The sequence below is a fragment of the Micromonospora sp. DT201 genome, assembly GCF_049841575.1.
In the GTDB taxonomy this organism is placed as follows: Bacteria; Actinomycetota; Actinomycetes; order Mycobacteriales; family Micromonosporaceae; genus Micromonospora.
Genome location: NZ_JBNCKP010000001.1, coordinates 207498 through 225348, shown reverse-complemented (window position 1 = coordinate 225348; position 17851 = coordinate 207498). Strand labels below are relative to the sequence as shown.

Annotated in this window: 12 protein-coding genes and 1 pseudogene; 5 read left to right on the top strand and 8 right to left on the bottom strand. The window is 71.5% G+C overall.

Translation table 11 applies throughout. The features are described 5' to 3' along the window. Window positions 1-2: 2 nt before the first annotated feature. Entirely contained in the window at window positions 3-1241 is a 1239-nt protein-coding gene (locus tag ACLQ28_RS01130; RefSeq protein WP_425684310.1) for a PspC domain-containing protein, read from the bottom strand. Window positions 1242-1424: 183 nt separating this feature from the next. Here ACLQ28_RS01130 and ACLQ28_RS01125 point away from each other — a divergent pair, with 183 nt between their 5' ends. From ACLQ28_RS01125 to ACLQ28_RS01115, 3 genes and pseudogenes are all read left to right on the top strand, one after another. After that, complete coding sequence (locus ACLQ28_RS01125; RefSeq protein WP_425684309.1) at window positions 1425-3242, top strand: PspC domain-containing protein; 1818 nt, start codon at window positions 1425-1427, stop codon at window positions 3240-3242. Then, window positions 3239-3460, top strand: a pseudogene (locus ACLQ28_RS01120) (hypothetical protein); the annotation flags it as partial. The gene ACLQ28_RS01125 and the pseudogene ACLQ28_RS01120, both read left to right, overlap by 4 nt. Before the next feature lie 598 nt (window positions 3461-4058). Beyond that, window positions 4059-5312 carry a phosphatidylserine decarboxylase gene (locus ACLQ28_RS01115; protein WP_425684308.1) on the top strand — a complete coding sequence of 418 codons (1254 nt, stop codon included), beginning with the start codon at window positions 4059-4061 and terminating at the stop codon, window positions 5310-5312. A gap of 57 nt (window positions 5313-5369) precedes the next feature. Here ACLQ28_RS01115 and ACLQ28_RS01110 read toward each other — a convergent pair whose 3' ends face one another. From ACLQ28_RS01110 to ACLQ28_RS01100, 3 genes are all read right to left on the bottom strand, one after another. Beyond that, window positions 5370-6308: a CDP-alcohol phosphatidyltransferase family protein gene (locus ACLQ28_RS01110; RefSeq protein ID WP_425684307.1), complete on the bottom strand. Its 939-nt coding sequence runs from the start codon at window positions 6306-6308 to the stop codon at window positions 5370-5372. 344 nt (window positions 6309-6652) lie between these two features. Beyond that, the gene (locus tag ACLQ28_RS01105; RefSeq protein WP_425684306.1) at window positions 6653-7618 is read right to left on the bottom strand and encodes an NUDIX hydrolase; all 966 of its coding nucleotides are present in this window, start codon (window positions 7616-7618) and stop codon (window positions 6653-6655) included. A 937-nt stretch (window positions 7619-8555) separates the two neighbouring features. Further along, a complete protein-coding gene (locus ACLQ28_RS01100) occupies window positions 8556-9506 on the bottom strand; it encodes an NUDIX hydrolase (protein WP_425684305.1) in 951 nt (316 codons plus the stop codon). 143 nt (window positions 9507-9649) lie between these two features. Here ACLQ28_RS01100 and ACLQ28_RS01095 point away from each other — a divergent pair, with 143 nt between their 5' ends. Next, on the top strand, window positions 9650-10057 hold the full coding sequence (locus tag ACLQ28_RS01095) for a PspC domain-containing protein (RefSeq protein WP_425684304.1): 408 nt from the start codon (window positions 9650-9652) through the stop codon (window positions 10055-10057). A gap of 7 nt (window positions 10058-10064) precedes the next feature. Here the strand turns inward: ACLQ28_RS01095 and guaA are convergent, their stop codons facing one another. Together guaA and ACLQ28_RS01085 are read right to left on the bottom strand one after the other, a co-directional pair. Beyond that, the gene (gene guaA / locus ACLQ28_RS01090) at window positions 10065-11621 is read right to left on the bottom strand and encodes a glutamine-hydrolyzing GMP synthase (RefSeq protein ID WP_425684303.1); all 1557 of its coding nucleotides are present in this window, start codon (window positions 11619-11621) and stop codon (window positions 10065-10067) included. A 147-nt stretch (window positions 11622-11768) separates the two neighbouring features. Next, entirely contained in the window at window positions 11769-13469 is a 1701-nt protein-coding gene (locus tag ACLQ28_RS01085; RefSeq protein WP_425684302.1) for an FAD-dependent oxidoreductase, read from the bottom strand. A gap of 145 nt (window positions 13470-13614) precedes the next feature. Here ACLQ28_RS01085 and ACLQ28_RS01080 point away from each other — a divergent pair, with 145 nt between their 5' ends. Then, the gene (locus tag ACLQ28_RS01080) at window positions 13615-14733 is read left to right on the top strand and encodes an LCP family protein (RefSeq protein WP_425684301.1); all 1119 of its coding nucleotides are present in this window, start codon (window positions 13615-13617) and stop codon (window positions 14731-14733) included. 6 nt (window positions 14734-14739) lie between these two features. Here the strand turns inward: ACLQ28_RS01080 and ACLQ28_RS01075 are convergent, their stop codons facing one another. Both ACLQ28_RS01075 and ACLQ28_RS01070 read right to left on the bottom strand, forming a co-directional pair. Next, the gene (locus ACLQ28_RS01075; RefSeq protein ID WP_425684300.1) at window positions 14740-16197 is read right to left on the bottom strand and encodes a M1 family metallopeptidase; all 1458 of its coding nucleotides are present in this window, start codon (window positions 16195-16197) and stop codon (window positions 14740-14742) included. Window positions 16198-16307: 110 nt separating this feature from the next. Continuing rightward, a complete protein-coding gene (locus tag ACLQ28_RS01070; protein WP_425684299.1) occupies window positions 16308-17732 on the bottom strand; it encodes a M1 family metallopeptidase in 1425 nt (474 codons plus the stop codon). Between the last annotated feature and the right edge of the window lie 119 nt (window positions 17733-17851).

The window sequence follows — 17851 nt, the reverse complement described above, 5'->3', positions numbered from 1 at the left end:
GGTCATCTGTTCCTTTCCGCTGCGGACGAGTCCCGGGAGATCGGCAGAATCAACCGGACCTCGGTCCCCTCCCCCGGGCCGGACCGGATTTCGGCCCGTCCGCCGTGCCGCTTCATCCGCCCGATGATCGAGCCGCTCACGCCGTGCCGGTGGTCCTCCACCGTATCCGGATCGAAGCCCTTCCCCCGGTCCCGGACGAAGACGCTGACCTGATCGGGCTCCACCTCGGCGTAGAGCGAAACGGTCTGCACGCCGGCGTGCCGGGCCGCGTTCACCAACGCCTCCCGCGCCGCCGCGACCAGCGCCCCGACCTTCTCGTCGGTCTCCCGGTCCCCCACCACCACCGCCTCTACGGTGATCGCGTAAGTGTCCTCGACCTCGGCGGCGGCCTGCTCAAGCGCGGCCGCGAAGCGCTCGCTCGGCGACGCGGTCGGCTTGTAGAGCCAGTTGCGCAGGGAACGCTCCTGCCCCCTGGCCAGCCGCTGCACCATCTTGACGTCGGCAGCGTTGCGCTGGATCAGCGCCAACGTGTGCAGCACCTGGTCGTGCACCATCGCGGCCAGCTCGGCCCGCTCCTGCTCGCGGATGCGCCCCTCGCGCTCCGAGCGGAGCTGGCTGTACGTCCGCCACAGCACGGGCGCGGCGACCACGCCGACCCCGGCCAGCCCGACCAGCGCGAAGATCACGCCGTTGATCACCGCGTCGAAGTTCTGCGCTGGTGAGTAGACGGCCGCGACGCCGATGATGCCGACCGCGACCAGCACTCCCCCACCAATGAACCGGAGCACGAACGCCCGCCGGTCACTCTCCTCGACGACCGCGCCGAGCCAGGGCACCGGCATCGCGTCACCCCACTGCCGCCGACGCTCGGGCGCGGACTGGTGCCAGATGACCCCGGCACCGACCGCGATGATGGCCACCAGCCAACCGGCGGTGCCAGCCGCGCCGACCGAGTCGAAGACCATCACCTGGATCAACAGGACGCCGAGCCCGATCCCCACGAACGGCAGGAGTTGGGCAACGTCGCGCCGGGACGGCACCGCGGTGTCACCGGGTCGCAACGGCACCACCGCCCAGAACGCCGCGTAGAGCAGCAGGCCGAGCCCGCTCAGGCCGAGCAGAACCATGAATCCGACGCGCACCCGCAGCACCGAGATGCCGAGATGGTCGGCGATACCGGCGGCGACGCCGGCGGCCATCCGGTGCTCGGGGGCGCGGTAGAGGCGCGGGGGCACATTCACGGTGCTGATCGGAGGCTCCCTGGTCGTGGTGGCGGGTTGGTCGAGGTCGGTGAAACCGATCGTCACACGCTGCGGCGTCCACGACCACGGGGACGCCCCCGACATTCCGGCCGCCGGATCTCAGGGTGGGGTCAGGGTCGGGTCCTGAGGTCGTTCGGGTTCACCTGGCAGCAGGATCGAAGCATGACCGAGGAAGCTGCCCCGACACCCCGACCGGGGTCGGCACAACCGGGCGGTTCATCACCGCCCCCGCCAGCCGCGACGCCCGCCCACTGGACCGAGCCCAGCACGTTTGGTCCGTACACCGGCTCCGGCCCGGCCGCCGGCAGCACACCACCCGGCGGCTACGGGCCACCCGCCGCCGGCGCGGGCCCGGGGTTCGCGGCCGGCACCGGCTACGGGGCCGGCGGGGCCGGCGGCACGCCACCCGGGCAGGGTGGTCCCGGTCCGTCCGTGCCGCCACCGCCGCTGGGAGGCGCTGGTTTCACCTCGCGGTACGGGCTGGTCCGACCGCGCGACGGACGGTATCTGGCCGGTGTCTGCGCGGCGATCGGACGAGCCACCAACACCGATCCGGTGCTCTGGCGGGTGCTGCTCGCGGTGCTCGGGTTCTTCGGGGGCATCGGCATCCTGGTGTACGTCGCCGCCTGGTTGATCATCCCGAATGAGGGCGACACCGCGTCCCCGATCGAGTCCATGCTCGGCCGCGGCCGCTCCAACATGTCGCCGGTGACCGTGATCATTCTGGGCATCCTGGCCGCGGCCAGCTTCGGCTACATCGTCACCGACGCCTTCCGCGCGGTGCTGCTCGGCGCGGCCATCCTGGTCGCCGGCGCGCTGCTGCTCAACCGGGAGAACCGCAACCCACAGCCGGGCACCCCGGGCGGGCCGGCACCGTCCGCCACCCCGCCCGGTCCGGTCCCGCCGGTGGCCTGGCCCGCGCCGTCGTACGGCGCGGCGCCATCGACCCACCCGCTGGCGACGGCACCGATGGCCGGCGGTGATCCGGCGTACGCCACCGCGACGACACAGGGCGCGCCCACCGTCACCACCCCGGCGTACGACGTGCGGCCGACCAGTTTTCCGCAACCGTCCGCCACGGAGGAGCCAATATCCGGAATGGGCCCGGTGTCCGGTCAACCGGCTCGCACGACAGCTGTCGAGGCCGGCTGGCCTGCGCCCAGCACGGGCTGGCCGAGCACCAGCACGCCCAGCGCCGGGTGGCCGCCGCCACCGGTGCCCGGCCCGCCCGCGGCACCGCCCGGCTATCCGACCGCCACGCCCCCGTCCGGATACCGTCCCCCGTTCGCGCCGCACGGCCCGTACGCCTCGCCAGCCCCGGCCACCCTCCCCCCGCCGCCCAAGCCACCGAAGCCGCCGAAGCGTCCCCGCGAGCGTTCGCCACTCGGCGCGGTGACCTTCTCGCTGATCTTCCTGGTCCTCGGTGTGGTCGCCCTGCTCGACCTGCTGGACGTCTTCGCCATCAGCGCCTCCGCGTACTTCGCGGCCGCGCTGGCCACGATCGGGCTAGGGCTGCTGGTCGGCACCTGGTTCGGACGGGCCCGCTGGCTCATCGCGCTCGGCCTGGTGACCGCGGCGGCGCTCGGCACGGCGACGGTCGCCGAGTCCTACGACCGGATCCGGGGGGTCGACGGCGCGGTGACCTGGGCACCGACGGACTACCGCGACCTCGCCGACAGGTACGAGAACAGCTTCGGTGACGCCGTGCTCGACCTGCGGGGGATCGACTTCGCAAAACGGGACAGCCAGGTGACGGTCGCGATCAACTTCGGCAAGGCGACAGTGGTCGTGCCGCCAAACGTCGACGTCACAACGGTGGCCGACGTCAACGCCGGCGACGCCGTCATCTTCGGCAACCGTTCCGGCGGGCTGGACGGCCGCCTGCAGGAGACCACCGACCTCGGCGTCGACGGTCCCGGTGGCGGGACGCTGCGCCTGTACATCCACGTCAATGCTGGCAACCTGGAGGTGACCCGGTGAAGGCTCACCGCACAGATCTGGTGTCGTTCGCCTTCGGGCTCGTGTTCCTGGCGCTCTCCGCCTGGTGGCTGCTCGGCCAGATACTCGGGCTCGCGCTGCCCGCGGTCGGTTGGTTCCTGGCCAGCGCACTCATCCTGATCGGGATCTTCGGTCTGGTCGGCGCGCTGCGCTCCGGTCGGTCGGGTCGGCCGGGCCAGACCGCCGACGCCGGCGCCACCGAGGCCACCGCACCCGTCTCCGGCGCGTCGTCCCCGGTTTCCGGTGCCGCCGCGCCGACCTCCGGTGCGGCTCTGCCGGTCTGGGAAGCCCAACAGTCCACCTGGGACGCGCCCCTGCCGGGATCGGCACCGGAGACGTCGACCACCGCGGTACGGGCGCCGGAGGCGCCCACCACCGACGTGATCCACCCGGCCTGGCTGGCTCACCCGCCGTCGGAGGCACAGACCGCCCCGATCCCCGTTCAGCCCGACGACGAGACCGAAGAACCGACCGTCGGGATCCGCACCCGAGCGACGCCGGTAGAGGGGGATGAGCCGACCCGGCCCGACCAACCGGTTGAGGCGGTCGACGACCAACCGGGCAACGAGCGGGAGGGTCGGCGCGGAGAGGCCTGACGTCGGGCACCTGCCGGCGTTGGCCTACTCCACCACCACGGCGGTGCGGCTGACACGGCGGTGCGGCTGACACGGCGGTGCGGCTGACACGGCGGGGCGCATATGCTGGCCGGTGGAGATCTCGCCTCCGCCGGCCGGCCCGTCCCGCCATGGCGGTCCCGCCGCGATTCCCGTCTCTACCCCCGTCAGGAGCCCGCCCGACATGACCCAGTCCCCCGCCGTGCGTACCACCGGTCGGTCCGGTCCGGTCCGCATCGGCGAGCGAGCCGCCCGTACGCTCGTCACCGAACTGGCCCGGATCAACGACCCCAAGGCCGCTCTGCTGGTCGGGGTGGGCCCGGAGTCCGCGGTGCTGGCCGCGGCGATCGAGGCGCTGCTCCCCGGTGACCGGCTCACCGTGGTGCCCGCCGAGCCGTTCGGCGCTGCCGCGCTCCGCGAGCACGTCACCGCCCAGGGCCGCTGGGTCGCCGACCGGGTGGGCGTCGTCGACTCGCTGGCCGAGGCCGAGGCCGCTGCGGTCGTCATCGCCGGAGAGGTGTTCAGCGGCACCGCCGAGGAGACCCGCAGCGGCATCGAGGGCCTGGCCAAATACCTGTCCGACGGTGCAGTGCTCAGCGTGGCGACCAACGCCACGCCCGGCCGGACCACCGGTGCCGCCGCCGAGTTGGCCCGGCAGGACGCCCTCTACGGCGTCGGCGCCGACCTGGTGCTGCGCAACTCCCCACCGGTACGGGTCTACCGACTGCGCTTCACCCCGGCCAGCCCCGCCACGGCCGACAGGTTGACCCCCGCGTACCGGCCGTCGAGTGTCCCGCTGACCCGCGGCATGCACATCGACTCCAACGGTGTGGCCGCTGCCGGCATCGCGCTGGGCCTCGCGGCGCTGACTCGGGTGGCGCGTCCGTCGTCCAAGCTCTGGCTACTGCCGGCACTGGCCGCCGGGCCGGTCGCCGCGTTCTTCCGGGATCCGGAGCGGGACGTGCCAGAAGACCCGACCGCCGTGGTCGCCAGCGCGGACGGGAAGGTCCTGTCGGTGCAGCGGCTGCACGACGAGCGTTTCGGCGACGGTGAGTGGCTGCGGATCGCGGTCTTCCTATCGGTGCTGGACGTGCACGTCAACCGCGCCCCGGTCGCCGGCAAGGTGGTGGACTACTTCGTCGCCGACGGCGGCTTCGTCAACGCGATGAAGCCGGACGCCGAGCACAACGTCGCGGCGTACACCGTGCTGGACACCGCCCGTGGCACGGTGGTGGTCGCGCAGCGCACCGGGCTGATCGCCCGCCGGATCGTCCAGCGCGCGCCGATCGGCGCGCTGCTGGCCAAGGGCGAGCGCTTCGGGCTGATCCGCTTCGGCTCACGGACCGACGTCTACCTCCCGGCCGAAGCTGCGGACCCACTGGTCGGGCCGGGCGACAAGGTGATCGGCGGGTCCACGGTCATCGCCCGCTGGCGCTGACCCGCTCACGCAGAACGGGGCGCCGCTGTCCGCGGCGCCCCGTTTCGACTGCTCAAATCAGGCGGTGTGACGCTGCCGCAGCCAGAGGACCGGCCCGCTGACGAGGTAGCCCACCACAATCAGGGCGAACGTGAGCCGGATGTCGATCAGCGCGCCGATCACCGGGGCCAGCCAGAGCCACGGCGGCAGCTTCACCAGGCGGGCGAGCTTGGCGTACGGGAAGCTCGACACCATTGCGAAGGCGAGCAGCGCGACCCCCGCGACCAGCACGGCACCGGGCACGGGCAGGCCGATGGCCACGGTCACCGCGAGCACCGCGGCCGCCATGGTGGTGGGCACACCGCAGAAGAAGCGGCCGTCCTTCGGCGAGACGTTGAAGCGGGCCAGTCGAATCGCGGCACACGCCGCGACCAGGGCGCACGCCACCGCCGCCGCGGCCGTGGAGACGGAGCCAGCGAGCGAGGCGTAAACCACGACCGGCGCGGCGAGGCCAAACGAGCACATGTCGGCCAGTGAGTCCATCTGCGCGCCGAACGGGCTGGCCACGCCGAGCCGGCGGGCCAGAGCGCCGTCCAGACCGTCGAAGCCGACGCAGGCGATCAGGCAGAGCGCGGCGATACGCACCTCGCCCTGCATGGCCAGGAAGATGGCAAGCATGCCGAGCATCAGGCTGGCCAGCGTGCAAGCGTTGACCAGGCCGAACTTCATCCGGCGGGCGATCGTGCGCTCGCCGGGGAGCAGCGGGATCGACCGCGGCGAAGCCTCGTCGGCGTGCGCCATCGGCGGCATCGCCGGGCTGATCGGCATGACCGCCTCGATCTCCGATCGACCGACGTTCAGTGCCGGTCGGCTGAGCCGGTCCAGGCCGTAGCGACGGCGCTGCCGGTCGGCGTACCGGCGCTCGGGTAGGGCCACGTCGGTCGCGTGCAGGTCACCGTCACGGCGACCGACCCGGACCAACAGCACCTGGCGGGCGAACGTGCTGCTGCGGCGCAACCGGCCCGCCCAGCGACGCCCTGCGGGGCGCGGACTGTCAGTAGTACGACGCCGGCGCCATGGGGCTCTCGGCACGTTTCCTCCATCACCGGATCGGCTGTCCGCCGTGGGGCGGGTGTCCGGCTGTCTCGTGCCGGACCGTGCTGGCCCGGCAGCCGTTTTGCGGAGTACACCATCGCATAGGGGAACATGGCTTGGCGATAGCTGCCGGCGGTGCTTACAACTGGGTTAAACCGCGCGAACCGCTCGCTTATTCCCATCCCGGGCCTCATCGCCCGTTTCCTCCATCATTCCCGCCTTTGACTGTACCGGAGGGTCACCATCTCGGCTCATCGAGCGGGGTGCTATCGGCCACTCTGCCCGATTGCCGAGACAGCGATGTCGCTCAACGGCAGGTCAACAGCTTGGGCATGGGTGAACCACCCAGCCCGCGCCGTCGAACCTCCGGCGGATTCGGTGACAACCGCATCGGTAGGTACGTCCACCAGCACCCGATAGATCACCCGTACGCCATGCCAGTCCAAAGGCCGACCCTCCGGGCCGAACGCGGCGGGATTGTGCAGATTGTCCACCCCGAGAAGCTCCACCACCCGGCCCAGTTGACCACCCTCCTCGACCAACTCTCGGAGCAGCCCGGTAGTCGGCTGCTCACCGTGATCGGTGCCACCGCCGGGTAGGTGCCACTGGCCGGCACCCGGGTAGCCGGGCGCGATCTGCGTCAGCAGAATCCGCCCAGCCGGGTCGGTGACCAGCCCGTACGCCCCGAAGCGCAGCCTGCGATCGGGATGCGGCGGCGGGAAAGGCTCGTGCGACCGGTGCGTTCCGGGCGGCAGCGGGGTGACCGGCAGGCCGAGTGCCTCGGCACTGAACGGTGCCAGCGGCGCCTGCGCCGCCTCGGGCAGGGTGAGCCAGCGGGCCTGGTCGACCGAGCCGCCTCCGGCGTCGCGCAGTGCAGGACCGTCGCGCAGTGCAGGATCGTCACGCAGTGCAGGATCGTCACGCAGTGCAGGATCGTCGCGCCGCACACTCAGCTCGAACAACAGCCGATCGGTGTGCAGAGCGACGTTGTCCTCCGGATAGGTGGCCACGTCGGCTCTCACCGCGCGGAGCCGACCCACCGTCACAGTCAGTCCGGTCTGCTCGGCGACCTCACGGACCACGGCGCGCTCCGGATGCTCGGCGTGCGCGACAGCACCACCCGCCAGCCGCCAAACCCCCGGGAACTCGCCCTCGCCCCCGTCCCGGACCACCAGGACCCGGCCCGAATCCCACAAAATCCCATAAGCCCCGACACGCCGTACAAGCTTCATCCCGGCCCACTCCGCTTCCCCCGTCGAACCGCCCGTCGATCATGAAGTTATCGCCGTCCATCTCGACGTGTCCCGACAATAACTTCATGATCAACGCAGAGAAGGGTCGGGAGTGCCCAGCAGGAGCCCGGCGCAGCCCAGCAGGAGCCCGGCGCAGCCCAGCAGGAGCCCGGCGCAGCCCAGCAGGAACCCGGCGCAGCCCAGCAGGAGCCCGGCGCAGACCGGCAGGGGCCCGGCGCAGCCCAGGGGCCCGGCGGGGTTGACTTGGTTGGGCCCCGTCGCTCCCCAACCTGGTCGGGCTCGGTTCGCGCCAACTGGAGGCGCATTGAACGATGATCGACTCCGTTTCGCCGACATGGCGGTATCGCAGCGCTGGGATAGCGCAATGTCGGCGAAATGGAGTCGATCAATCGGCCGCACCGCTCGTCCGCGGGCTTCCGGCCGATCACGCCCCGGCAAGCCGCCGCACGACCATCCAGGCGCGCCACCGCCCGCGCGCATGGGCACCCCGACGCACAACCGCACGCACAGGCACCCCGACCCAGGACCACCGAACGCACGGGCAAGCCGACCTACGACCGCCCGCCCGCATCCACCGCCGAGACACCCAAACGCACGACCGCACACGCAGGCGCAAACCCACCTACAACCACCCGCCCGCACCCACCGGGACGCCCAGCCGCACCGCCGGGAGCCGGGACCCGGGAGCCGGGACGCGGGAGCCGGGACCCGGGACCCGGGAGCCGGGAGCCGGGAGCCGGGAGCCGGGAGCCGGGAGCCGGGAGCCGGGAGCCGGGACGCACCGCCGAGACCCACGACCGCAACACGGGAGCCGGAACCCGGGAGCCGGAACCCGGAACGCACCGCCGAGACCCACGACCGCAACACGGGAGCCGGGACCCGGGACCCGGAAGCGTCCGAGTTGGGCAGGGCCGGGTCAGGTGAGCTGGGCGGCTTGGACTGCTTCGGCGGTTACCTCGGTGAGGTGGTGGGTGGGGAGAGCGCCCAACTCCTCGCGGGCGAACCAGCGGGCCTCGCAGGTGGACCCGCCCACGTCGGCCACGGTCAGCGGGTTGGGCTGGTCGACCACGACCCGGTAGAAGGCGCGTACCCCGTGCCAGTCGATCGGGTAGCCCTCTGGGCCGAGCGAGGCGGCGTCGCGGTGACTGGCGACCCCGAGCAGCTCGACGAGGCGACCAGCCTGGCCGGTTTCTTCGACCAGCTCCCGGATCAGTGCGGCGCCGGGCTGCTCGCCGTAGTCGGTGCCGCCGCCGGGCAGGTGCCAGCAGCCGGCGCCCGGGTAGCCGTCGGAGATCCGGGTGAGCAGCACGCGGCCGGCCGGGTCGGTGCACACCGCGTACGCGGCGAAGCGCTGCGCCCGGTGCAGCCCGTCGGGGCCGGGCACCGCGTAGAAGGAGGGGAATTCGGGTGCTTCGTCGGGCACCACATCGGCCGAGGAGGGGGGTAGCCCGAGGGCACGTGCGGTGAACGAGCGCAGCGGCAGCTCGCGCGCCTCGTCGAGGGTGTACCAGCGGGCCAGGTCGGTGGAGCGCTCGCCGACCCGGTCTGCGAGGGTGCCTCCGCGCACCGCCACCCGGTAGATCAGCCGGTCGGTGTGGATGGTGATGCCACGCTCGGGCAGCGCCCGCATGTCGGCGAGCACGTCGGCCAGGCCCGAGACGGCGACGGAGAGGCCGGTTTCGGCGGCGGTTTCGCGGACCACTGTGTGGTTCGGGTCCTCGCCGTGGTCGACCGCCCCGCCGGGCAGGGACCACGTGCCGGGGGTGCCGGAGCGCTCCGAGGCGCGGACCAGCAAGACTCGGCCTTTTGAATCAGCACAGACTGCGTATGCCGCGATCCTGCGGAGCGGCTCCAGCAAGGTGGTCACGAAATCAAATTCTCCCCGGGCCGGGTTACCGGAACGGAAAAGAGTCGGATTCCTGACTGTTTGGCGCCGCTCAGGGATTGGTCAGGGTAAGGATCCGGGCGGTCACCGAGGGCACGCCGGGCCCCGGCGCGGACTGTGGGGGTATGACATCCACGACCGCTCCCCACGCCCCGTACCGGCAGCTCCGCCGACCCACGACCGACCGCATGGTTGCGGGAGTCGCCAGCGGCATCGGCCGTTACTTCGCCGTCGACCCCACCCTGGTCCGGGTCATCTTCGCAGTCAGCGGCCTGCTCACCGGCGGGCTCGCGCTGTTCGCGTACCCGATCATGTGGTTCCTGATGCCGGAGGAGCCCACCGGCGCGCCGGCCTGGCCGCACGCGGCGGGCGTCGCGCCGCAGGCAGGCCCACCGCCCACCGCCGGGCCCGCGCCCGGCGGGCCGGAGCCGGGGTACGCCCCGACGCCGCACTACCCGCCGACGACCCCGTTCCACGCGCCGCCGAGCCCGCCGCAGAACCCGCACGACAGCAGCCCACCGCAGGCAGCGTGAGCCGCGCTCACTCCCACTCGATGGTGCCCGGCGGCTTGCTGGTCACGTCCAGGACCACACGGTTCACCTCGGCCACCTCGTTGGTGATCCGGGTGGAGATCCGGGCAACGATCTCGTAGGGCAGGCGTGACCAGTCCGCAGTCATCGCGTCCTCGCTGGAGACGGGTCGCAGCACCACGGGGTGCCCGTAGCTGCGCCCGTCTCCCTGTACGCCGACGCTGCGCACGTCGGCGAGCAGCACCACCGGGAACTGCCACACGCCCCGGTCCAGGCCGGCGGCAGTCAGTTCCTCGCGGGCGATCAGGTCGGCCTCGCGGAGCAGGTCGAGGCGCTCCTGGTTGACCGCGCCGATGATCCGGATAGCCAGGCCGGGGCCGGGGAACGGGTGCCGCCAGACCATCGCTTCGGGCAGGCCCAACTGCAGGCCAAGCGCGCGGACCTCGTCCTTGAAGAGCGTGCGCAGCGGCTCGACCAGCGCGAACTTCAGGTCCTCGGGCAGGCCGCCGACGTTGTGGTGGCTCTTGATGTTGGCGGTGCCGGTGCCGCCGCCGGATTCGACCACGTCCGGGTAGAGGGTGCCCTGGACCAGGAACTCCACGTCGCCATGTGCGGCGATCTCGCGGGCCGCGGCCTCGAAGACCCGGATGAACTCCCGGCCAATGATCTTGCGCTTCTGCTCCGGGTCGGTCACATCGGCCAGCGCGCCGAGGAACCGGTCGGCCGCGTCGACCACCTTCAGCTTGATGCCGGTGGCGGCCACGTAGTCCTTCTCCACCTGCTCGGCCTCGCCGGCGCGCAGCAGGCCGTGGTCGACGAAGACGCAGGTGAGCTGGTCACCGACGGCCTTGTGCACCAGCGCGGCGGCGACTGCGGAGTCCACCCCGCCGGACAGGCCGCAGATGACCTCCTTGTCGCCGACCTGCGCGCGGATCCGGGCAACCTGCTCGTCGATGATGTTCTCGGGCGTCCAGGTCGGCTCGATGCCGGCGATGTCGTAGAGGAAGCGGGTCAGCATCTCCTGACCGTGGGAGGTGTGCCCGACCTCCGGGTGGAACTGCACGCCGGCACGCCGCCCGGCCAGGTCCTCGAATGCGGCCACCGGCGCACCCGCCGACTCGGCGGTCACCGTGAAGCCCTCGGGCGCCTCGGTGACGGCGTCGCCGTGGCTCATCCAGACCGGCAGGTCCGCCGGCAGGTCGCGCAGCAGCACACCGGGGTCGAGGAGGCGCGGGCGCAGCGGCGTGCCACCGTACTCACGGTTGCCGGTCTTCGCGACCGTGCCGCCGAGCGCCTGGGCCATCGCCTGGAAGCCGTAGCAAATGCCGAAGACCGGCACGTCGGCGGTGAACACGCCCGCGTCGATCTGCGGCGCGTCCGGTGCGTAGACGCTGGCTGGGCCGCCGGAGAGGATGATCGCAGCGGGGTTCTTCGCCAGCATCTCGGCGATCGGCATCGAGTGCGGCACGATTTCGGAGTAGACCTTCGCCTCGCGAACCCGGCGCGCGATGAGCTGGGCGTACTGGGCTCCGAAGTCCACCACGAGGACGGGGCGAGGCAGGCTCATGTGCACAAAGCCTACCCAGTGTCACGACCGACCCGACCACCGGCTCGCCGCCCGACCCCCTCCCCCCCGCGATCTTGCACTTCCTGTCGCACCAAAAGCCACATCTGCCGCATAACGACGACCGAAACTGCAAGATCGCCGCAAGGATCAGGGTCGCAGCGCGCCCGGGGCGTCCGTCGGGACCGCGGGGTTGTGCGGGGGTACGGGTGCCAGGCGGCGGTACGGATTGCCGAGCAGTGGGCGGGGATCTTCCTCGCCCTTGTTGGGCCAGAAGGACATCGCTCGTTCCGCCTGGGCGGTGATCGTCAACGACGGGTTCACGCCGAGGTTGGCCGAGACCGCAGCGCCGTCGACAACGTGCAGCCCCGGATGCCCGTACACCCGGTGCCAGGGGTCGATCACCCCGTCGGCCGGTGTGGCACCGATCACCGCCCCACCCAGGATGTGCGCGGTCATCGGGATGTCGAACGGTTCGGTGACCGAGCCGCCGGGAGTGCCGCCGATCTCGGCGGCGAGCAGGCGGGCCGCAGTGTTGCCGGCCGGGATCCAGGTCGGGCTCGGCGTGCCGTGGCCCGGGCCGGTGACCAGCCTGCGGCCGAACGCGCCGCGCCGCCACCGGGTGGTCAGCGAGTTGTCCACCGACTGCATCACCAGGGCGATCACCGTCCGTTCCGACCAGCCGCGCACCGACAGCATCCGGGCGGCCAGCCCCGGATGCCGCACGATGCTGCCCAACCAGCGCCGCACCCGGTGCGGGCCGCCGTCGACCAGCAGCGACTGGAGCAGCCCCATCGCGTTGGAGCCCCGCCCGTAGCGGACCGGCTCGACGTGGGTCTGCGGGTCGGGGTGGAACGAGCTGGTGATGGCGACCCCCTCGGTGTAGTCCAACCCCTCGGACCGGGCTCGTTGGCGCGGCACCGAGGCGCCCAGGATCGCCTCCGAGTTGGTGCGGGTCAGCTCGCCGAGGCGCGGCGAGAGCCCGGGCAGCACGTCGCCGGCCTTCATCTCGTGCAGCAGCCGTTGGGTGCCGAGCGCCCCGGCCGCGAAGACCACCTGATCGGCGCGGATCACCTGTCGCCCCGTGCGCAGCCAGGTGCCGGTGCGGACGGTGTGCACCTCGTACCCGCCATCGCCTGTGGTCGGCCGGACGGCCGTCACCGTGGTCAGCGGGTGCACCGTGACCCCGAGCCGCTCCGCGAGCCAGAGGTAGTTCTTGACCAGCGTGTTCTTCGCTCCGTGCCGGCAGCCGGTCATACACGAGCCGCAGTGCAGGCAACCGGTGCGCTCGGGGCCGACGCCGCCGAAGTACGGGTCGGCGGCCCGTTGGCCAGGACGGCCGATGTGCACGCCCACTGAGGTGGCGTGGAAGGTGTGCCCCACCCCCATCCGCTCGGCCACCGCCCGCATGGCGCGGTCCGCGCCGGTGTCCAGGGGGTACGCGGTGACGCCGAGCATCCGCTTCGCCTGGTCGTAGTGGCGGGCCAGTTCGTCACGCCAGTCGGTGATGTCCCGCCACTGCGGGTCGGTGTAGAAGGCCGGCAGCGGCTCGTAGAGGGTGTTCGCGTAGACCAGCGAGCCGCCGCCCACACCGGCGCCGGAGAGCACCAGCAGTCCGCTGCCCGAACGCCGGTCGGCCGGGCGGAGCAGGGTGAGGCGCTGAATGCCGTAGCAACCCAGCTTCGGTGCCCAGAGGAATCGGCGGGCCCGCCAGGACGTCTGCGGGAACTCGTCGTCGGCGAAACGCCGGCCAGCCTCCAGCACAGCGACCGAGTAGCCCTTCTCGGCCAACCGGAGCGCGGTGACGCTGCCACCGAAGCCGGACCCGATGACGACCACGTCGTACCGCATGGACGCATCATTACCCGCGAGTAGCGCTCGCGCCAGCGGCAGTTTTTGCGCGATCATGCACCGGCCTACCGAGCCGACGCTCCCCGACCGCAACCCGGAGCACCCGTCGGAGCGTTGGTCACGAGACGGGTGGAAGGAATCCAAGATGGTCCTCGGGTCGATGGCACCGCGCCGGCGATGGCTGCTGCTGGGCCTGGTCGCCCTCGCCGCCGTCGCATTGATCGCAGCCGGCGCGGTGGTCATCAGCCGGCTGACCGGCGACAGCAAGCCCGGCGGTGCCCCGATCGCCGCCTCGCCGACCCCGTCGCCGGTCGGCACGCCCACGCCCAGCCCGAGCGGCCCACCGCCGGGCGCCGACATCACCGGCCCTCTCAACCTGCTGCTGGTCGGCGTGGACACCCGGGTCAGCGAGCCCGGGTGGGAGCCGCACTCGGACGCCGTGCTGGTGCTGCACGTACCCAAGGGGTTGGGTCGGGCGTACCTCTTCTCCCTCCCCCGCGACCTGCTGGTGGACATCCCGGCTTTCGGAAAGGCTGGCTACAAGGGCGGCAAGACCAAGCTCACGCACGCGATGAGCTTCGGCAGCCGGGTGCCGGGCAAACCCAAACAACCAAGCACCGCCCAGGGGTACGAGCTGCTGCGCAGCACGGTCAGCGGATACACCGGGCTGCGCATCGACGCCGGCGCGGTGCTCACGTTCAACGGGTTCGACAAGCTGGTCAACGCCCTCGGCGGGGTGGACATCTACGTCGACCAGCGGGTTGCCTCGCTGCACCGCCGGCCGGACGGCCGCTACCGGGAGAGCGCGCCCGGCGGCTACAAGGGGCCGCAGCAGGTCTACGAAAAGGGCAACCAGCACCTCAACGGCTGGCAGGCGCTGGACTACGCGCGGCAGCGCTACATCACCGGCGGTGACTACGCCCGGCAGCGCCATCAGCAGCAGTTGGTCCGGGCATTGACCCGCAAGATCCTGGACGAGGGCCTGGCCCGGCAACCGGAGCGGGTCGACCAGGTGGTCGCGGCACTGGGCGACACCCTCATCTACGCGGGTGGGCCCCGCATCCTCGACGTGGCATACGCCCTCAGCGGGGTGCCGGAAAACCGTTTCACGCTTGTCGGCCTACCCGGGGCCGGCGTCGGCAAGGGCAGCGCCTACCGCGGCGAACAACTGACCAACGACGGCCGGAAGTTCATCACCGAACTCCGCGCCGGCCGCGCCGATGCCTACCTGGCGGCCCACCCCACCCTGGTCGTCAAGAACTGACCCCGGTCAGAGCCGCTTGGGCAGGGCAGGCTTCTCGGTGCCGTAGAGCCAGGCATCGAAGAGCGCGTCGAGCTGCTTGCCGGAGATGCGCTCAGCGAGGGCCACGAACTCGGCCGTGGTGACGGTGCCGTTGCGCTTCTCCGCCGCCCAGGTCTTGACGATCTCGAAGAACGCCTTGTCGCCGACGGCCACCCGCAGGGCTTGCAGGGTCATCCCGCCACGCTGGTAGACCGACTCGCTGAACAGCTCCTTCACCCCCGGCTTGCCCGGCGGAGTCCTCCACACCTGGGCGGGCACCTCGGCGTACCGGATGTCGAACGCCTGCTTGGCGGTGTACTCCTCGGTGTGCTCGGCCCAAAGCCACTCCGCGTACGTCGCGAAGCCCTCGTTGAGCCAGATGTCCTCCCACTTGGCCAGCGTGACGCTGTCACCGAACCACTGGTGCGCCAACTCGTGGGCGACCACCTCGGTGTTCTCGCCCTGTCGGAAGAAGCTGGCGGCGTAGACCGGGCGGCTCTGCGTCTCCAGGGCGTAGGAGATTCGACTGTCCGACACCACCACACCGCCGTACGCGTCGAACGGGTACGGCCCGAACACGCTCTCCAGGTAGTCGGCCACCTTCACGGTCTGGGCGATCGACGTGTCCGCGGCGCCCTTGGACACATTTGTGGTGACCGCGCTGAACACCGGGCGGCCCTTGTGCTCGCCAGTGGTGATCCGGAACTTGCCGATCACGAGCGTGCTCAGGTAGCTGGCCATCGGCGACTTCTCCGACCACTTCCAGGTGGTCCAACCGTCCGTGCTGGCCTTACCGCCGGGAACGCCGTTGCTGACCGCGGTCAGGCCGTCCGGAACGGTGACCTCGAAGTCGTAGGCTGCTTTGTCGGACGGGTGGTCGTTGACCGGGAACCAGGTGCTGGCCGACTCGGGCTGACCCAGCGCGATGGCACCGTCGGAGGTGTGCAGGAACCCACCGTCACCGAGCGTCTCGTTCTTCAGCGGCTTGGGCACTCCCTCGTAGGCGATCTCGGCGACGAAACCGTTGCCGTTGATCAGGCCGGAGGCTGGCTTGATCACCAGCTCGTTCTTCTCCCGCCGGTGAGTTGCCGGTGCGCCGTCCACCGTGACCGCGGTGACGGTCAGGCCAGCCAGGTCGAGGTTGAACGTCGACAGGTCGGCCGTCGCGGTGGCCTGCACGGTGGTCGTACCCGTCAGCCGGTCCTTCGCCGGGTCGTAGCGCACCTTGACCGTGTAGCGGGCCACGTCGTAGCCGCCGTTGCCGTAGCTCGGGAAGTAGGCGTCCCCGACACCCGCCGCGCCCGCCGTGAACGTCCGCGACGGCGTGGGGGACACGCTCGATGACGGCTCCGCCTCCGTGCCCGCCGAGTCGCAACCGGACAGTGCGAGTGCCCCGGTCACCAGCAGAGCCGCGCCCATCCGCAGTCCGTGCCGCGTCAACCGCATCCCACACCCTCCCGCGTACGGTGGCGGTGACGGCCCGCGCCGCTCCGCGCGAACGGGCGTTTCCCCACCGTTCGTAGGCGGCAGCATATCGACCGACCAGCACGGCACCGTCAGGGCAGTGTGGGCGCCGACCCACCCACCAACCAGGCGTCGAAGAGCGGACGCAGCTGCCGGCCCGCCACCCGCTCGGCCAACGCCACGAGGTCTGCGGTGGTCGCGTTACCCGCCGCACGCTCGGTGGTCCAGGTTCGCAGGATGCGGAAGAACATCTCGTCACCGACGGTCCGACGCAACGCGTGCACGGCGAGCGCCCCCCGCTTGTAGACGGCCGCACCGAACATCCGCTCCCGGCCCGGCTCGACCGACGGCTGTGTCCAGTCGGTCGCCGCGTACTGGAGCTCGAAGTTGCGCTGGACGGTCCGGCCGCCGTCGTGCTCCTCCCACAGCCACTCGGCATAGCTGGCGAAGCCCTCGTTGAGCCAGATGTCGCCCCACCTGCCCACCGACACACTGTCGCCGAACCACTGGTGGGCAAGCTCGTGCGCGACGACGCTGAGGTTGGGCCGATCGTCGGTGAAGAAGGCGGGCCCGTAGACCGGGCGTGACTGGGTTTCCAGCGCGTACCCGATCCGGTCGTCGGCGATCACGATCCCGCCGTACGAGTCGAACGGGTACGGGCCGAAGCGGCTGGCCAGAAAGTCGGCGATCGCACCGGTGCGGGCCAGTGAGGTGGCCGCGCCCCCAGCCGGCGGCAGGCTCGCCGCCACCGCGGTCACCATCGGCAGGCCGGCGTGAGTGCCAACCACCACCCGATAGTCACCGATCACCAGCGTGCTCAGGTAGCTGGCCATCGGGGCGTGCTCCGACCAGCGCCAGGTGGTCCAGCCGTCGGCGCTGCTCTTCGGCCCGGGCACTCCGTTGCTCAACGCGGCCAGGCCGTCAGGGACGGTCACCGCCACGTCGTAGCTGGCCTTGTCCGACGGGTGGTCGTTGACCGGGAACCAGGTGGCGGCCGAGTCGGGTTGGCCGAGCGCGACCGCGCCGTCGGCGGTGTGCAGAAAGCCGCCGCTGCCCAACTCCCCATCGACGACGGGGGTGGGCACGCCCGCGTAGTCGACAGTCACGGTGAACTGCCGGCCGCGCGGAAGCCCGTCGCGCGGGGTCACCACCAACTCGCCGTCGCCCCGACGGTGGTCGGCCCGCGCGTCACCCACGGTGACAGCGCCGACGTCCAGGCCGGCCAGGTCCAGATTGAAACGGGACAGATCCTGGGTGGCCGTGGCGGTGATGACGGCTCGCCCGGTCAGCCGGTCGGTCGACGGGTCGTAGCGGACGTCCAGGCCATAGTGCGTGACGTCGTAACCACCGTTGCCACTCCCCGGCACGTACGGGTCGCCGGCGTCGGCCGCGCCGGGCCGGAAACCGGCACTGTCGTCGCCCGTACAACCCGCCGCGACCAACCCGAAGACGCAGGTCAGCGCGGTGGCGGTGGCGGCCAGCCGACTGCCGGCCGGCGTCCCTGCGGTGCGGACCATGCACACTCCTCCCGCGGCTTCCCCGGTCAGGACGAGCGTAGTCAGCGCCGTCGGCCACGCGACCTGTATGGACGATCGTGGGTTACTTTCGTCGGAGAAGTGCTTCCCTGCTCAACGCG